The sequence below is a fragment of the Alteromonas sp. 07-89-2 genome (assembly GCF_013113925.1).
Classification (GTDB): Bacteria; Pseudomonadota; Gammaproteobacteria; order Enterobacterales; family Alteromonadaceae; genus Alteromonas; species Alteromonas macleodii.
The window spans coordinates 1-17487 of sequence record NZ_VTYM01000013.1 but is presented as its reverse complement, the minus strand read 5'-3'; the positions used below and the strand labels follow the sequence as shown (position 1 = coordinate 17487).

Below are 17487 nucleotides of genomic sequence, written 5' to 3'. Positions count from 1 at the left end.
TACACTGAACTCGAAAATTTACACTGCGTTTCAGTAAAGATTCTGGAAAAGCCAGACAAAGAACTAGACGACCAATCAAACGAAAAACCAGACAAGAGGTGGCTTAGAGTGGAGCACGTTATGGGTTATCAGTACGACACGCTTATTTACAATGTTCGCATTGCGTCTATGCAAGACAACGAGTTGTCCTATGGCGAATTACCGCCACACGCCATTGCCATAAAAGACGGCAAAATTGCTGCGTTACTTCCTTGCGATGACTCACTAGACGACGTGTTTGAGCAGGCCAAAAGCGCAATAGATGCCACTACCCTAATTCCCCAAAATGAAGGTTCAACGCCCAAACACCCGTGGCTATTGCCTGGCTTCATCGATTGTCATACGCATCTAGTGTATGGCGGCAATCGCGCCGAAGAATTCGAAATGCGATTGCAAGGCGCAAGTTATGTAGACATTGCGCAGCGCGGCGGTGGTATTAAAGGAACGGTTGAAAAAACTCGACGCTCTGACGAAAACACCCTGCTTCACACTGCGATAAAACGCGCAAAGCGATTGTGCGAAGAAGGTGTTACCACCATTGAAGTCAAATCAGGTTACGGGCTGGATTTAGACACTGAAGTGCGCATGTTACGCGTGGCTAAATCCCTTGAGCAGCATCTTCCTGTGAGTATTAAAACTACCTATTTAGGCGCTCACGCCCTGCCCAATGAATTTGCTGACGACTCAGAAGGATATATCGATTTCATTTGCAACGAGGCACTTCCTCACATTGCTTCGCAAAACTTAGCTGACGCCGTTGATGTATTTTGTGAAACTATTGGCTTTTCAACTTCACAAACAGAACGAGTGTTTAGCTGCGCACAGCAGCACGGCTTACCCATTAAAGCTCATGTAGAGCAGCTTAGCGACAGTAAAGGTGCTGTTTTAGCGGCTAAATACGGCGCACTGTCGGTAGACCACATCGAATACTTAGCTGACAGCGATATTCCCTTACTTGCCCAAAGTAGCACGGTTGCCGTGCTTTTACCGGGCGCATTTTATTACCTAAGTGAAGTTCAAAAGCCGCCGGTAGATGCTCTAAGGGCGCACAATGTGCCCATGGCCTTAGCCACTGACTTTAATCCAGGTAGTTCGCCGTTAGCCTCAATCCTTACCGCGATAAATATGGGGTGTGTGCTGTTTCAACTTACGCCAGAAGAAGCGCTACGCGGCGCCACTGCACACGCGGCTAGCGCACTCGGGCTGCACGACCGAGGTGTTATTGTAGCAGGTAAGCTTGCTGACTTAACACTGTGGGATATCGAAACGCCCGCTGAGCTCGCCTATTGTATTAATGGCCACCGCCCCATTGCGGTGTTTAAGGAAGGTAAACATGTTTAAGTGGCAAGGCAGAATAGACAGTGAAGATGGCATTGAGGGCCTACGTTGGCATCAAAAAGTTAACGAACTTGAAGTGGGCGAAGATAATTCATTAGCCAACTCCGTTACCCTTGTTGGTTTTGAGAGTGATTTGGGTGTGGCATTTAACAAAGGCCGTGTAGGTGCCTCTGCTGGTCCAAATGCGATTCGCCAGGCACTGGCAAACTTGCCCTGGCACTGGCCAAGCACAGCATTGGTTGATTTAGGGAATGTTACCGCTAAAGAGAACTTAGCCCAGGCACAAACCCAATATGCCGACGCCATTTGTTATGCGCTCAAGCAAAATAATGGATTGGTCATTGGGCTGGGAGGGGGACATGAAATTGCATGGAGTAGCTATCAAGGGGTTTTCAATGCTAAGTCGAAAACGTCCCGCATTGGTATTATTAATTTCGACGCCCATTTTGATTTAAGAAAGCCTTCACCAAACACCAGTTCAGGTACGCCGTTCAGGCAAGTGTATGATCACTGCCAGCTACACGATACACCGTTTCATTACGCTTGTTTGGGCGTATCGAAAGCAGCCAATACACCAGCGCTGTTTAACTTTGCCAATACGTCCAACACGCGCTATTTAACCGATGTGGCGTTAAATGATGAATCACTGTGTATGCAGCGAATAGATGAGCTACTATCTCCAATGCTAAAAGACATCGATGAGCTTTACGTCACTGTATGTTTAGATGCATTTCCAGCAGCACAAGCACCTGGCGTTAGCGCGCCCAGTGCATTGGGAATTTCTCCCACACTTGTTATCAACACGCTGCACTTTTTAGCACAGCACCAAAGTACTTATGGGTATCAATGGAAACTGTGTGACGTTGCGGAAATGAACCCCAATTACGATATTGATAGCCGCACAGCAAAGCTGGCTGCACGGCTAATTTTTGAAGCAGTAGATGCAATAAGCTCGCACACTTAACGAGTTAACGCTTTAACGTTTGACTCTTTTATGTTTACTTGCCGCCTGCCCTTTCACACGCAGCGGCGGTAAACAAGACATCGGTGGAGCTATTTAATGCTGTTTCAGCAGAGTCTTGCAGTACGCCAACAATAAAGCCCACCGCAACCACCTGCATAGCCACTTCATTGGGTATATTAAACAGGCTACAGGCAAGCGGAATAAGCAGTAGCGAACCACCTGCAACACCTGAACTTCCACATGCTGATACCGCAGCGATAACGCTTAACAATACAGCAGTAGGGAAATCTACAGCAATTCCCAAGGTATTAACCGCAGCTAGTGTCAACACGGTTATTGTGATTGCAGCCCCAGCCATATTAATTGTGGCGCCTAACGGAATAGATACCGAATAGGTGTCTTCATCAAGCTTTAAGCGTTTACACAGCGCCATGTTTACCGGAATATTCGCCGCCGAACTACGGGTGAAGAATGCCGTAATACCGCTTTCTTTCAGGCATTTGAACACCAAAGGATAAGGGTTCTTTTTGGTTGCCAGAAATACTAATAAGGGGTTGGTCACTAGTGCGATAAATAGCATCGCGCCAATCAGTACCGTTAATAAATGAGAGTAGCCAAGCAATGCTTCAAAGCCCGTTGTAGCAATGGTATTAGCTACCAAGCCGAAAATACCGAAGGGCGCGAGTTTAATAACAAAACCCACCACGGTTGTTACGCTATCTGCCATATTTTGTAGTAGCGCTTTTGTTGCCTCGCTAGCATGACGTAGACCTAAACCTAGACCTACAGCCCACGTGAGAATACCAATGTAATTTCCATTTACTAATGCGTTTACAGGATTATCTACCATGTTATAAAGCAAAGTAGTAAGGACTTCCGATACACCTTTCGGCGCAGCTTGGCTAACTTCTGAAGTCACTAAGCTTAAGCTTGTAGGAAAAGCAAAGCTTGCCAACACGGCGGTGAGCGCGGCCAGTAGTGTGCCCAACAAATAAAGCACAAGCACGGGTTTGATAAAGGTTTGCTCGTTCTGCTTATGGTTGGCAATGGATGCCATGACCAAAACAAAAACCAATAAAGGAGCAATTGCTTTTAGGGCTTTTACAAATAAGTTACCCAATAGCCCTGCTGATTGAGCAGCTGAAGGTGAAAAACTCGCTATCGCAATACCACATACGATACCAATGATAATTTGCAGTACCAAACTGCCATTCATGTAGCGCTGAAACAGGCTCGGGCGTGACGTTGAATCCATAAATGCTGGTCCATTATTATTTTGACGACGCACCATAATGGAAAACCCCAGACAAATGAACCAGTTTGGTCTTAGTTACTCGCAAATAACCGTATGCTTGCCGTTTATAAGGGTTTACATGCCTTCAAGTATCTTTTGCGTATAAGACGTCCACTGGTAAAGAGGAAGTTCTCCATCAATATAATAGTCTGGCTGAATGCCTACCCCATCAATGGCCATATGCGGAATGCGTAAACTTTTAGTCAGGCTGTAGTACAAAGTAAAAGTACCGCTCGGCGAATCAGTTTGATACATGTTAGAAATATCGAGTACACCTGCGGTGGTTTGCCCAAACAACTTTACTTTTTTGCTTTGTTTAGCCGCCAGTAAGAACTGCTCAGCGGTGCTGCCATTACTTGAATCAACAAGTACGCCAATACTCTTCGGCAAGGGTTCAATTTTATCGAATGTCTCCACCGTTACGTCTTCTTCAATATTGATGTAGCTGCCGATATGTTGCTGAAGAATGTCGTACCCGTCTTTGGCCCACTGCTTTTCTTCTTCACTAAAATGAGGGTTTTGCAAAAAGCCAAGCATTCTAGAGTTGTTAAGCTCGGTAGATAAGTATTCCATGCCTACAGTGCGAATAGGGTTGGTGTATAAAATAGGGAGCAAAGACGCATAGCTTACGTCACTACCACCACCGTTTCCTCGGATGTCGATAATGAGGTTTTCAGTTTTTAAAATCGTATCCAGGTGCTTAGCGATAACCGCGTCGATGTCTTTTTTGAAGGCATGATCGAAAGCCGGTATGCGAACTAATACTGTGTTCTCTGAAATTTTTTCGAATAGCGGAGCCTTTGTACTAAGCAGGCGAACATAGCGTGTTATTTCAGGCGACGATTCTTGTCGCGGTTCCTCTCGCGACATAACGATAAAGCTATTGCCCAACACCACTTCATTGTTACCCAAGAGTGTCATGGTATCGATTTGTCGGGCGGAGTGATCGCCCATAAAAAACGTCACTTTTGCAGTATTGTTGTCCGCAGGGTCGTTAACGATGAACTTTACTTGTCCCGCCTTCCATGAAGGGTTGGTACTTTCAACGATATAAGCTTTATGGACATTACCTTCTTTTTTTAACGCAACCGTATAGCTTGAGAATTGCCAAATACCCTCAAGAGTTTCGTCACGTTGGCTTTTCAAATGTTGTTTAAATGCCGATAAGTCGAAATCATGCACTACCGATTCGCGTACCGCTTCATCTGAGCCATTCGTATTTAGCGCAAGACCAACATGCCCCTTGCGAAAAAATGTAAGCCAGTCGCTAAGCACTGTGTGGCATTGCGCTTCGCTTTTCGCTCTTTGTACTCGCGCCAAAATCGCACTATTGTGGGCGGAATAAAGGTCCAGCCCTTTATTCTCTACGGTATATTGAAAACCGGCATCGTTGTTTTCAAACGTGCTTTTTAGCCATGCAAACTCACTTTCACACTGAAAGGTACTACCAAACGAACAGAAAGAGGCCAAAAGAGGGAATATCGCAAATCGTTTCACTAAATATGATGTCCATATCTACTTTTAATAACGATAAAGTACCATAAAAACATGATCTTGCGAGCATTTACCGCGCATATACTTGTAAGTAAACGTTTTAGCTACTAATTCCTAAGCGGTGAGTTCACCCTACCGCATAAGGTTTTTCCAGTGCACTTAAGCCCACACCGTTGCGTTTAATCACTTTAATCTGAGTAGGAATACGCTCCTTCATGGCTTCTATATGGCTTATCACTCCAATCATTTTTCCGCTGGCATTTAAGTTATCTAGGGCATCAAGCGCCACATCTAAGGTTTCAGCATCCAGGGTGCCAAAGCCTTCATCCAAAAACAGCGAATCGATACTGGTTTTGTGACTGACCAGGTCAGATAAAGCTAACGCCAGCGCAAGGCTCACTAAGAAACTTTCTCCGCCAGACAAGGTTTTAGTATCTCGCACTACGTCACCTTGCCAGGTGTCTAGTACACTTAAACCCAACCCTTCATTTTCTTTTCGAATTAGCTGATAGCGACCGTGTAATTTATCAAGCTGCTGATTTGCAAGCTGCACCAAGTTGTCCAAAGTAAGTCCTTGGGCAAAACGTCTGAATTTGTCGCCGCTGGCCGAACCAATTAACGAGTGCAGGTAAGTAATATCATCGTAATAGGCCTCAAACGCGGCCATCTCATCCACAAGCTGCTGCTGCCTTTCGCGGGCTTGATTGTTAGCGCTTAGCTGCTGTTCAATTTGCCCTAAAGACGATAACAGCGTGTCACGCTGCTGAGCTTGCTGAGTAATTTTCGAATCGAGCCACTGTGCACCGTGCTCTTCTAACTCGCTCTGCCACTGTGCTGCATTAGCATGGGCTTTTAGCGATTGTTCGGTAGCTAGCGCGTTTTCTAGCTTTAAGTCCGCTTGTTGTTTTTGCTGAGCTAATCGCTTTTGCAGTTCAAGCAAGGTGTTGCGGGTATCTTCGTCTAAAAGCGCATTACTAAACGCTTGCTCATCGTCAAATGGGCTGCTCGCCAACTGACGGTTAAAATGCTCTGTTGCCTCTGTAAGTAATTGCTCTTTTTCGCGCATTTGCTCATTAAGCTGGGCAATTTCGGCCTCTAAACGAGACAATATAGTGCCCGTTTGTTGTAGGCGAGATTTGCATTCATTTACGTTTCGCTCAGCCATTTCTTGGGCAGCGCTTGCCTTATTCCTTGTTTCAGGAATATTGCCTTCAGGAAATACGGTTGTGCGCGAGTCTCGCAGCGCCTTTAAACTATTATCTAGCTGCACAAGCTCTTCAGATACATCCTTTAGCTGATTCTCAGCGCTTTCGATATCACGACTGACCACAAGCAAGGTGCTACTTACCCCTTGCAACTCATCTTTAAGTTTGGCGTGTAGCTGATGATTGTGTTTATAAGTTTTTAGCGCTTCGGCTTTTTCATTTAACCACGTGGCAATTCCATCAATAGACAGGTTGTGAATATCAGCACCGTGCGCCGTCATAGTCTCGCTGAGCGCTAAAATACCATCGTTAACCTCTTTTGTTTTATTCTCTAACTCCGCACTACGTTCGGTAAATTGCTTTTCCAAGGTTTCGCGCTGCTGCAGAGAAACTGCAAGTTCTGACTGTTTGGCTTGTAGCAACTGTTGCCCTTCATTTTTAGCCTGCAATGCAGCATTTAGAGCTTGCTCGCACTCTTCTAAACGCGTTAATTGGGCACTAATATCATCAAGACGAGTTTTAAACTGCTGGGTAAATTGAGCGACACTTTGCGATGTATTAATGTCGACCTTTTCAAAGCTCGATATATCAGCGCTAAGTACGCTTGAAATCTGCTGCCACTTTTCTAGCAGCGTATCTCGTTGCCCGCTTGCCTGCTCTAGCTGCTTATTAACCTGAACAAGAGTGAATTCAGTGTGCGTAACACTTTCTTTTGCCTGCGCCCCTTGCTGCTCAATATCATCTAACTGCTGCTTTAAGCTATCTCGCTTTTGGATAGTTTCAGGTACATCAATAACAACGCTAGACGTGGTGTGTTCGTTAGCCCCACAAACAGGGCACGGTTCGCCACTTTTTAACTGTGCGCGCAGGTGCGCCACTTCAGCATCCAGGGCGATCAGCGCCTCTACGTCTTTTAAATTACTACGAGTTTGCTTGTAAGCATCAACCAAGGCTTGGCGGTCAGATTGCTGCTGTGCTAGTTGCTTCGCTAAATCTTCTCTCTGCGCACTCAGCGATACTCTGTCTTGCTCTAGTGCCAAATATTGCTGTTGAATATGCCCTATCTGTAACACGTTATCCCAATGATGGAGCTTGGTATCGCGCTCTTGCTGAAGGCTTGCTTTGCTGGTTGCATTAGCACTATTAGTATCACTTGGTTTGTCAGATAGCTCGGCCTGAAGTGCCTTTTCGCACTTGGCTACTTGCGCGTTTTTGTCATCGAAGGTCTGCGTTAACGCGCTTAACGACTCATTTGTTTCTGCGATAGCGTCATCTAGGGATGAAAGCGCCTGACGATGATTATTTACGCTTTGTGTCAGTGTTTCTAACTGCTTTTTATCATGTTCAATATAGCGCGCCGTTTCACTCCAGCCACTTATAAATTCCGCTATGCCGCTAAGTGAGTGATGTTCATGTAAGTAGGTTTCCAGTTCAACAAGCTTGGTCTTGTTATCTGCCGAAGCGTTTTCGATTTCTGTGCGCTTTAGCGTTAACGCGTTTATTGACTGCCTTAAACGTGCCGCGTTTTCGCTTGCTCTTTGCTGTTCAGTAGTGAGCTGCGCTATTTGGTTATCTAGCGGAACTACCTGCTCATTTATGCGCTTTTCAAGCTCACTGCTTTGTTGCTTTGTAAGAACTAACCCTTGTTCGGCATGGGTTACTTCTGAACTACGTTGTGCCTTTTGCGTCTTTAAATCGGGAAGCTGAGCCGCCTTCTCATCGAGCTTTTCTTTATAACGAGTTACGTCTTGCTGAAGCCCATTTCTTTGCAAGAATGGCAGGCGAAGCTTTTCAGCTGGCTCACTTTGGGTTAAAAGATCAAGTTGATGTTTCGCCTCATTGATGGCGTTATTCGCGCTCTGCTGCGCTTCACTGGCTTCTTTTATGGTTAGCTCATTGGCGTTAAACGCTTGTTGCCACTGCTGTTGATTTTGTAACTGAACAAGTGTTTGGTTAGACGTTGCGACTTGGCTCTTGGTTTGTGCTTGCTCTTCTTCAAGCTGGGTGATTTGCTCGTCGCTAAGCAAGGTTACGCCTTCCAGCTTTATCGCAAACTCTTTTTTCTTTTGTTTAGCGTCACTAAATTGCTGATGTACTGCCTGTGATATTTGCCCGTAAATTTCAGTGCCAGTTAACTCTTCAAGCAACTCGGCTCGGTCGGCCTCGTTAGCATTTAAAAACGCAGCAAAATCCCCTTGCGACAACATCATAGACTTGGTGAAGCGGGCAAAATTAAGGCCGGTCAGTTTTTCAATCTCTTCACTTTTCGGCCTAACCTGGGTAGCCAATACCTTGCCGCTTTCAACTTCGGCCAGCTCAACATCGGCACTTTGTAGGTTACCGTCAACTTTCCCTCTAGCCCGACGCATACTCCAAAACGCACGGTATGCTTTCCCCTTAATATCAAACTCAACCTCCGCCAAACACTCCGCCGTGCCGCGGGTCATGATGTCGTTGTTAGACGTTGAAATTGGCCCCAAGCGAGGGGTTTGGTGATAAAGCGCTAAACAAATGGCATCAAGTAGCGTGGTTTTACCTGCCCCTGTTGGGCCAGTTATAGCAAACAGGCCATTGTCGATAAACGGCGACTGGGTGAAATCTATCTTCCACTCCCCTTTTAAGGCGTTTAGATTTTTAAGGCGTAGGGTCAATATTCTCATAGTATTACTCGCCTTTGTTGTCTGTCGTGTTTGCCAATGAGGTCTCTACTGGTACTTCAGCATCTTCATCATTGGTGTGCACTTGCTCTACTGCTTCATTGAATAACTGCCTTATCCGGTTTAAGCGTGAAGCGCTTTTCTCTGAACCGGCTTCTTGCATTGCTCCGGTGGTTTGGTCGTTATCTAGCAGGAGTTCTTTTGCCGACTCAGTTGGTACCGACCCGCTCTGTGCCGACTCACTTGTTGGATTATCTTCTATGCTCTCCAGTGCCAAACGCGCTTCAAATACATCGTTTACCGATAGTTCGCTAAGCTGGACGTTTTGCTTTTCCGTTAAGCTATTTACTGTGCGCTTACGCTTGCGTTTCAACTGTAAAATCTCAGCGTTTTTCCCTTCTAACAAGCCCTGAATACGCTGCTGTAGATCAGTCAGATAGTCTTCTGTTTCAACTTCAATGCATAACCACACTGGGCCTTGAGGACTAATGGTGTTATCCGTTGCGCTAACGGTTTTATTCATTTCGCTAATGGCTTTATTAAACTCGCTAAGGGGTTTATTAACGTCGCTAAGGGCTTTATCCACTTCGCTAACGGCATCATCTGTTTGAGAAGCTAACGCGATGGCATCGCTATTATTAATGGCCGCCTCAATCGCTTTTAAGTCGCCTTTTATTACTTCCATGGCCTGAAAGCGCGGTACCGGAAGCGTTGAGATAGTTGGCGTTGTGCTTTCACATTCAAACGCGACTAGCACCACTTGTTTTTGTGTAGTCAGCTCGTCAAAACTTAGCGGTATCGGCGAGCCTGAGTAGCGAATGTGTTCGGTTTTAGCCACTTTTTGTGGCCTGTGAATATGCCCAAGTGCAATGTAATCGGCGGGCGGAAACCCTTTGGCGTCAAAGCCTTCAAGGGTGCCAATGTAGATATCGCGTACACTTTCTGACTGACTCACGCCTAAAGCGGTTAAGTGCCCTGTAGCAATAATAGGAATAGCAGCGCTATTTTTACTGCCCTCCTCTCCTTGTTTTTCTTCAATTGAAGCGCGCAGTGACAAGGCTTCATTATAAAGCGCCCCATAATGCTGCTTTATCGCATCGCCAAGCGCTTGACGCTTTTCGGTGCCGCTTTGCCCTGCCTCACTGACAAGCACATCACGTGGGCGAATAAAGGGTACGGCACACAGTACAGCACTGGGCAGCCCCTTGCGATCGTTAAGCGTAATGACTTGTTCACTCAATTCGCCGTATGTACTGGCAATTACGTGGCTATTTAAGTATTTCAGTAGCGCCTTACTTTCGTTCAATACCGATACTGAATCGTGATTTCCCCCCAGCACCACCAATGTACACTGCATCCCCTGAAGTTCACCGATAAACGCATGGTAGAGCTCTCTGGCGTAGCTAGGCGGCGTGCCCGTGTCAAACACATCACCCGCGACAATAATCGCATCTATTTGATGCACTTCTACTTGTTGAAGAAGCCATTTAAGGAAAGCGGCGTGTTCGTTTTTGCGACTTTTCGTAAAAAAACTCTGACCTAAGTGCCAGTCAGATGTATGCAATATTTTCATGTAGAAGTGAACCAGGCTTGTTGCATTGGAGATAGAGAAACGCATTCGGCGCAATGGCGCTGCTGCTATGGAGTGTCGATGTTGATCAACGCACCGTACAGCAACTATAGAGATTTTGTGGTTTTATGACAATGGTTTGTCTGTGTTGAGCCATACGAGAGAACGCGATGAGCTCACCCACACTGTCTACAACAGCAACGGCAATGTGTTGATTGTTTTCTTGCGCCCAATGAATGCTATCTGTAATCATTGATTGAGCTTGCGCTAAAGAAATAGAACCCATCATGGTAACTCCACCCCTTTTGCACTTACGTACAATGCGTACCAGTCTTCCCGAGTAAGCGTCACTGTAACGGCTTCTGCACTTGCTTTAATACGCTTGGGGTTTGCCGAACCAACAATTGGCTGAATGTTGCTGGGGTGGCGCATTAACCAAGCCAACACGATTGCGTCGGTCGCTACATCATATTTTTGCGCTAAGGTCGCAACGAGTTTTTTAGTCGCTTCTTCTTGCGCAGTTAGCGTGGCGGGTGCTCCGGTATATTTACCCTGGCTTGCTGGCCCCCACGACTGCATTTGAATGTTGTTTTGCTTTGCGTATTGAAGTGTACCCGCTGTAAAGTTCACATGCTGTCCATCTGGGTTACCGACATAAATACCTTCATCCACAAAGCCTAAGTTAGTAAGACTCATCTCAACCTGATTCGCAATAAGCGGCTGATTAATATAGTGATTAAGATGCTGCATTTGTACGCCGCTCATATTCGACAGGCCAAAGTGCTTAACCTTACCGCTATCAAATAAGGCATCAAATGCAGCGGCAACCTCCTCTTCTTCCATCAATGGGTCTGGGCGGTGCAGCAAAAGCAGGTCGAGATATTCCGTATTTAATCGCGAAAGCGTGTTTTCAACAGAAGTGACAATCCAGTCTTTCGAAAAATCGTAACGTTTGGGCCCGTGTTCATCTTCAAAACGAATCCCACATTTAGACTGAAGCACTATCTCTTCCCGTAAGTTAGGGCGTGCTTTTAACACTTCACCAAATGCTTGTTCTGCTTTACCCATTCGGTATATATCAGCATGATCGAAAACGGTAATACCGGCTTCTAGCGCAGCATCGACCGCCGCAAACGCATGCTGGGTTTGATCTTTGGTTAATGGGTTAAAGTCCCACTCTCCACCAATAGCCATACAGCCGTAAACCAGCTGACTGGCGTGTGAAATGTACTGATTTAGAGGAAGGTTTTTCATATGCACCGCTCGCGAAAAAGAGAATTAATAAAGGCCTTTCGGATAGCGCAAGTTTACGCTTGCAGTGACCACCTTTCAGCGCACAATAGCGAAATCATTATTCTTTATAGCGAATAGCTGTATTCCATATATAATCACTAACTCTACATTTTCTGATGTGACATTGCTCGAGACGCAGTTTTTCGAGCATGTTGTGAATATTTATCTCCGATGTAATCTTGTATAAAAAGTAACAAGCCAATGAAACCACATAAAAAAGTCGAGCGATTGATGCTGTTTAGTGCGGTAGCAGAAACCTTAAGCTTTGGTGCTGCGGCAGAGAAAATGCAGATTTCGAGGGGCTACCTGTCGGAGCAAATAAGGGAGCTTGAACTTGCGTTAGGCGTAAAGTTGCTGCAGCGCTCAACACGCCAAGTAAGTCTTACCAACGAAGGTAAACAAGTGTACGCCGATACACAGAAGATTAATCGCAGCGTGGTAGAGCTAGAGCAAAATTTAGTACGTGAGCAAACGCAACTGGAAGGAATAATCGCCATTACGGCGCCGAATATGTTTGCGCACTACTTGTTAAGCGAACTGTGTTTTTCCTTCTCGCAGCAGCATCCTGATGTTTCGTTCCATTTAGATACCAGCTATCAAAGGCACGATTTAAACCGAGGTCATTTCGACTTGGCGTTTCGCTCTACTAACAACCCGCCGCAAGATATGGTGGCCAAGCCATTATTTACTTATAGCCACACCATAGTTGCAGCACCGCAATACCTTAAGCAAACCGGCACACCCAAAGTGTTGAGCGACTTAGATGCGCACCAGTGCTTTTGCGGCCCAGACCAAGATAACTGGCTCATAAACGGTAAGCGTACAGCGGTTAAAGGCTGGTTAAAACTTAATGATAATCTAGCGCTCATTCAGCATGTGCTGGAAGGCCGCGGTATTGCAAGACTGCCAAGCTATGTGGCGAAAAAGCATAGTAAGGCGGGTGAATTGGTCGCACTTTTTGAAGAAATTAAGCCGGGGGCGACACCGAGTGTGCCTTCAATAAAAAGCAGCAGTCAGCTGTTTGTTGTGCACCCACAGCGCCCCCATCAATCGCTAAGAATAAAAGCCTTTTTAGACACAGTTAAACAAGCACAACACGAAGGTTATTTTAGTGGATAAGTACTCAAACTGTCAGCGCTTACCTTCCGCTATTCACGTGCGTAATGAGTAGCAATAAGGCTTGAAAGCTTCGCTTAGGCTTTTCATTCCTTGGCGTACTATTATCGATATTAAAGGGGCAATCAAACAGACTGATAAATATTATCCCAGTAGTCATCAAGTATCTTCACAGCATCGCTAAGCGCCCGCGCCACAAAAATATCGCCGTATTGTTCGACTAGTTCCATGTCCACCAGCTTATTAATAGCGTCAGTAACGTCGAAATCGAGCGCACAATCAAGCTCCTCTGAAAAGTAACTTTCTATTACACTATCGAGGGTTGCTAATGACATTCCACCAGCGGCAATCTCGCGCTCTGCACGCACCGCGCAGAATGCAGCACCACCTTCTACAGACACTTCACTACATTTCAGTAAAAATGTATAAGCCAACAAAGCTTCTTTGCAGTCCTCTTCCTCTGCTGCATCAATTAACGTATGAAACACGCCTGCATTATTGTCTAAATTTTTAAAATAGAGGTTGTCAGACAAGGCTTTCATAAACCTGATTTTTCTGTTTTTAAACTTTGTCCATTCCTTAAAGATAAAGCTGCCGAATACACCCATGCCAATACCAAAAGTGATTAGGCTTTGCTTAGTCAATTCGACTTCATTGTCTTTAAAGCCAAGCCAAAAGGCCAGAAAAGATGCCATGAGAAGTAACGACGCGCCTAACTTAGTCACTAGTACCACGGTGCCGCCTATTGCTGCCGATGCACTAATAATCAATTTATCTAGCGGACGCATTTTGACTTCGCTATTGGGAAACAGCATCTCCAAGTCTGCTTTAGGTACGTTTTGGAAAAGCTTTACTATGGTGGAACCAGGTTTAAAGGTGGCTGGCGTTTGCCCTTTCTCTTTGAAGTAGGCTTCATCTTTAAAAGTGATATAAACGGCCACTTTGTCATAGTTGGTAAATGACACCTGCTTTTTTCGCAACCCGAAAAAAGTACGCAGCGTTTCAGTTTTTACCGACTCGCCCCGTCGATAAAACACCACATCTTCAAAGTCATCGAAGCTTACCGCAAGGCGCACTTTAAACAGCGACTCTTCGTTTAATGCTGCTTCTAAATCTTCGTTTGTGACTTTTTCAAAATTGGCTGCGTTTAATAGATTGGCGAACGCATTCGAAAATGCCTTTTGGCTTTGCTTTCTCGTAGCTTCACTTGAAGGTGTAAGATCGCGGGTGTCTTTGTTTGGATCAAAGTCGTTATAGCTATCTTTCAGACCTTCAAGTTGCTCATGATATTGATAGTGAATGCGATTAACGAGCAACGTTGAGAACGTACGAAAAAGAGTCCTCTCTTGCACAATTACATTTTCACACAATCTACTAACATCATGCTTGCGAAATGGGATAAAGCGTTCTAATGGCATCGAGTGGTCTTATTAGTTCGAATGTTACTTGTTAGATGGAAATAGTTACCGTACTGTAACAATAAAAACAAACACTTATAGATAAATTAAGCCTAATTGATAATGCCTTCAACCTAGGCTTCGCCTAATGTCTAAACGACATAAATGTTAGATATAGTTAACATAGACTGCACTAATTCTTAATTATACTTGTAATTTTCGGAGACGTTATGTTCGTATCAAGTTCTCGATACAATAGTGACATTTCGGCTCTTAGGGACGAGAGCCAAGGCTTGCTTGGTACGCTGGATGCGTTCAAAAACACAATGGCCTATGCCATCTATAGCACTGATGGACAGTGCACATTTGCCTCTCCCATATTACTTTCCATTTTGGATTACCCAAATTCAACCGCAACATCGTTTTCCCATGCGGCAATGCGCGTTGAAGGTGTTGAACCTGAGTCACAGTACAAATCGTTTTGGCAGCACTTGCTCAATGGCGGCAGCTTTAGCGACACGGTTGCAAGAAAATCGGCGTTAGGTGAAACGAAGTGGCTTAAGGCAAGCTACGTAGCGGTGAATAAGCATGGTGTTACAGAAATTCATGCTATTTACCACGATATCACTGAACATGAAAATGCCTATTTTTCCAGTAAAGCAGTGACTGACGCACTAAACAAGTCAATGGCGGTAATTGAGTTTCATCCTGATGGAACAATTATCACGGCAAATGAGAATTTTACTGCAACAGTGAAATACAGTTTGGCCGACATTCAAGGTAAACACCATCGCATGTTCTGTCGCGATAAGTTTTATCAAGAAAATCCTAATTTTTGGGATAGCCTTGCCCGCGGTAATTTCTCTTCAGGCCAGTTTGAGCGAGTAGATTCACACGGTAACGCATTGTGGTTGGAAGCAACGTACAACCCCGTGTTTGATGCTTCGGGCCGAGTAGTAAAAGTTATTAAATTTGCATCTAACATTACCGATGCAATTAACGAAAAGAATGCAATCGCACAGGCGGCGGAACTCGCAGTATCAACGGCAGAAGAGACGTCTCAAATTGCCCATGAAGGTGCCTCGTCACTTCAACGAAGCGTTGAGATTTTCAATACAGCCATGTTAGAAGTTGAGCAAACCAATCAACTTATGCACGAACTGAGTGAGCAATCGCTAAAAATTGAAACCATTGTGACAACGATTAGTGGCATTGCTGAGCAAACCAACCTTTTAGCACTAAATGCCGCTATTGAAGCTGCACGTGCAGGCGATCAAGGTAGAGGATTTGCTGTAGTAGCAGATGAAGTGAGGCAGCTAGCGCAACGCACCAGCGATTCGACTGTGGAAATTGAAAGTGTAGTGGCGGAGAACAGAAAGCTTGCTGACAAATCCACGAAGAAAATGGCAGGCGTTAAAGACAGTGTTGACCAAAATAGTCAACAGATTGCGCAAGTGCAAAGCATTATTGATGAAATTCAAAAAGGCGCATTGAATGTATCTGAAACTGTATCAGGTATTCTACGCTAGCAGTCATGTTAAATTAGTAAAAAGGGCTGTTGTATCATCAACAGCCCTTTTTAAATCCGCTTTTTCACACAAACGATTTTTCGCGTACGCACACGTACAAGCCTAGCACCGTTTAATTGTGGTGGTTATTTTGCGTGCACCACGCTAGCAATCTGCTGCTGTTGAATATTCAGGTACTTCTTGATGCTATCCCCGTTCTTGCCATATTGATCAACAAACGCAGCGACCGATAGCCCGTTACACGTCATGTCCTGTGCTACGTACTTTTTATCTAGCGCAGATTCTTTAATTTGTTCATGTAGCTTCCACTTGTTCCCGGTAGCGGCAGCAACGCAAAGGTTAGAGGTGACCGAATCGTCGGTAGGCTTAAATTCTACAGAAGCTAAAGCACTTCCGGTGAATACAGAGGTAAGAGCAACAATAGCGATAGCAGTAATACGTGATTTCATAGCATGATTTCCTTATTGGGACGAAGTTACGTTGTTGTGGCGTTACGCCTTGGCCACACTCATATTCACTATTACAATCACTGCGCCAACTTTATAAAGTCATTTAAATTCAAATACTTAACTACAAATCCAGAAATAAGCACCCGCTAGAACGGTAAACGAAATACGACCTTTCAAGATAATTCGCCAAATAGTAGTATTTTTGACCACTGCGTTCTATCTGAGCCTATCGTCGTCTAAAATTTCGTTTTATTGAGCGATAAAACACACTGCTTACCTTATTTGGCTTAAATAAAAAATTGTCTTAGCTTACAATGCGCTGATGACTTATCCCGTTCCAGCTAAACAGGTTGAAACCCTGTACGAAATTAAGAAAAGCAAATTCATTGCTTGTGCCGGCTTTGCAAATTCTCGTGAAAGTGCAATGGCGCTTTTAGATAGTGTGAAACAACGGTATCCCGACGCCAGACACCATTGCTGGGCTTATGTTTTTGGCAACCCTAACTCGCCAAGTAGCGCGGCGATGGCTGATGACGGCGAGCCTAGCGGCACTGCCGGTAAACCCATATTAAATGTACTCCAGCACAAAGATATCGGCGACATCATGATTATTGTCACGCGGTATTTTGGCGGGATTAAATTAGGTGCGGGGGGATTGGTAAGGGCTTACTCGGCTGCAGCACAGCAAGCCATAGATGCTCTTGAGGTAAGACAAGAGATAAAGCTGGAACCGCTTAGCGTAGACATCGATTTCAAACACGAGCAGTTTGTACGTCACTTGGTAGAGCAAGCTCAAGGTAAAATTGCAAACTGTAACTATGGAAGCAGTGTGGTAATAAATGTTGAGCTACCTTTAGATGCACTGGAAGACTTTAAAAAGCAGATGGCCCCCATTGCTTTTTCAGTGTCAGTTGAAAACGAGTAAGCAATAGAAAGCAACAAACAAGCGATAAAATTAAAACTAGCTTTTGACGGTTTCTATATGTAAATAAAAAAGGCTCTGAAAACCACCAGAGCCTTACCTTTTAATCTCACATAACTAGGGCCTGTATATGGTCTCCCCCATTATTGCAAGAGTAAACATGCTGTTTTGACTAAAATGGTTTGCGTCCGTATATCCGGCTTCTCGTTGAAGTATTTTC

General features: G+C 44.9%; 13 protein-coding genes. 5 read left to right on the top strand and 8 right to left on the bottom strand.

Translation table 11 applies throughout. The features are described from left to right. Nucleotides 1-120: 120 nt before the first annotated feature. Entirely contained in the window at nt 121-1380 is a 1260-nt protein-coding gene (hutI, locus tag F0261_RS10415) for an imidazolonepropionase (RefSeq protein WP_171337950.1), read from the top strand. Next, a complete protein-coding gene (gene hutG / locus F0261_RS10410) occupies nt 1373-2341 on the top strand; it encodes a formimidoylglutamase (RefSeq protein ID WP_171337913.1) in 969 nt (322 codons plus the stop codon). The genes hutI and hutG overlap by 8 nt, the downstream gene beginning before the upstream one ends. A 34-nt stretch (nt 2342-2375) precedes the next feature. On the opposite strand, the gene sstT is transcribed toward hutG, so the two are convergent. From sstT to F0261_RS10380, 6 genes are all read right to left on the bottom strand, one after another. Next, entirely contained in the window at nt 2376-3596 is a 1221-nt protein-coding gene (gene sstT / locus F0261_RS10405; protein ID WP_171337912.1) for a serine/threonine transporter SstT, read from the bottom strand. A gap of 114 nt (nt 3597-3710) precedes the next feature. Then, nucleotides 3711-5132, bottom strand: coding sequence for a S41 family peptidase (locus F0261_RS10400; RefSeq protein WP_171337911.1), 1422 nt, complete (start codon nt 5130-5132; stop codon nt 3711-3713). Nucleotides 5133-5256: 124 nt separating this feature from the next. Then, nucleotides 5257-8994 carry an AAA family ATPase gene (locus tag F0261_RS10395; RefSeq protein WP_171337910.1) on the bottom strand — a complete coding sequence of 1246 codons (3738 nt, stop codon included), beginning with the start codon at nt 8992-8994 and terminating at the stop codon, nt 5257-5259. Nucleotides 8995-8998: 4 nt separating this feature from the next. Beyond that, on the bottom strand, nt 8999-10564 hold the full coding sequence (gene sbcD, locus F0261_RS10390; RefSeq protein ID WP_014978461.1) for an exonuclease subunit SbcD: 1566 nt from the start codon (nt 10562-10564) through the stop codon (nt 8999-9001). An 85-nt stretch (nt 10565-10649) separates the two neighbouring features. Beyond that, complete coding sequence (locus tag F0261_RS10385; protein WP_014978460.1) at nt 10650-10850, bottom strand: heme-binding protein; 201 nt, start codon at nt 10848-10850, stop codon at nt 10650-10652. Further along, nucleotides 10847-11815, bottom strand: coding sequence for an aldo/keto reductase family oxidoreductase (locus tag F0261_RS10380; protein WP_014978459.1), 969 nt, complete (start codon nt 11813-11815; stop codon nt 10847-10849). The genes F0261_RS10385 and F0261_RS10380 overlap by 4 nt, the downstream gene beginning before the upstream one ends. A gap of 240 nt (nt 11816-12055) precedes the next feature. On the opposite strand from F0261_RS10380, the gene F0261_RS10375 reads away from it, so the two are divergent. Beyond that, nucleotides 12056-12973 (top strand): LysR family transcriptional regulator, encoded by a 918-nt coding sequence (locus F0261_RS10375; protein ID WP_014978458.1) that lies wholly within the window; start codon nt 12056-12058, stop codon nt 12971-12973. Nucleotides 12974-13095: 122 nt separating this feature from the next. Here the strand turns inward: F0261_RS10375 and F0261_RS10370 are convergent, their stop codons facing one another. Further along, nucleotides 13096-14388, bottom strand: coding sequence for a TMEM143 family protein (locus F0261_RS10370; protein ID WP_171337909.1), 1293 nt, complete (start codon nt 14386-14388; stop codon nt 13096-13098). A gap of 209 nt (nt 14389-14597) precedes the next feature. On the opposite strand from F0261_RS10370, the gene F0261_RS20110 reads away from it, so the two are divergent. Further along, nucleotides 14598-15896, top strand: a complete 1299-nt coding sequence (locus tag F0261_RS20110) for a PAS domain-containing methyl-accepting chemotaxis protein (protein ID WP_171337908.1) — start codon at nt 14598-14600, stop codon at nt 15894-15896. Between the two features lie 125 nt (nt 15897-16021). Here F0261_RS20110 and F0261_RS10360 read toward each other — a convergent pair whose 3' ends face one another. Next, nucleotides 16022-16345, bottom strand: coding sequence for a DUF3718 domain-containing protein (locus tag F0261_RS10360; protein ID WP_014978455.1), 324 nt, complete (start codon nt 16343-16345; stop codon nt 16022-16024). Nucleotides 16346-16667: 322 nt separating this feature from the next. On the opposite strand from F0261_RS10360, the gene F0261_RS10355 reads away from it, so the two are divergent. Further along, the gene (locus tag F0261_RS10355) at nt 16668-17270 is read left to right on the top strand and encodes a YigZ family protein (RefSeq protein WP_014978454.1); all 603 of its coding nucleotides are present in this window, start codon (nt 16668-16670) and stop codon (nt 17268-17270) included. Nucleotides 17271-17487 lie beyond the last annotated feature (217 nt).